At 61.5% G+C, this 408-nt stretch carries 1 protein-coding gene; it reads left to right on the top strand.

Annotation, left to right across the window (positions count from 1 at the left end):
- Positions 1-273: WhiB family transcriptional regulator (locus ATN37_RS14220; protein ID WP_306300751.1), on the top strand; the 273-nt coding region annotated here is incomplete at its 5' end.
- Positions 274-408 lie beyond the last annotated feature (135 nt).

Raw genomic sequence — 408 nt, 5'->3', positions numbered from 1 at the left:
GATGTGGTTTCGATGACCATCACCGAGATTCGCCCAGGCGATATCGCTGGGAATGTCGATTGGCAGGAGCGAGCTGTGTGCCAACGTACTGATCCCGAAGCATTCTTTCCGGAACCCGGAGAAGCTGTCCGGCCGGCGAAACGGGTCTGCGCAGGATGCGAGGTTCGTGTCGACTGCTTGGCATTCGCATTGGCGAACGACGAGCGTTTCGGTGTCTGGGGTGGGTTGACCGCCTCGGAGCGGCGCCGTCGCTACCCGCGGGTTCAGCCGTGACCACCCACGTGGACTTCACCCATACCTCGTACGCGGAGGCCGCGAAATATGCCGATTCCATCAAACTCGCCCACTACGTTTGGGATCGAGGGATTTGCGGCACAGAGCTCCTCCGCCTCAGTGGAGCTACCCGCC

This window comes from Rhodococcus sp. MH15 (assembly GCF_019266045.1).
GTDB classification, from domain to species: Bacteria; Actinomycetota; Actinomycetes; order Mycobacteriales; family Mycobacteriaceae; genus Rhodococcus_F; species Rhodococcus_F qingshengii.
Note: the sequence above shows the minus strand (reverse complement) of the source record. Positions and strands in the feature narration are given on the sequence as shown.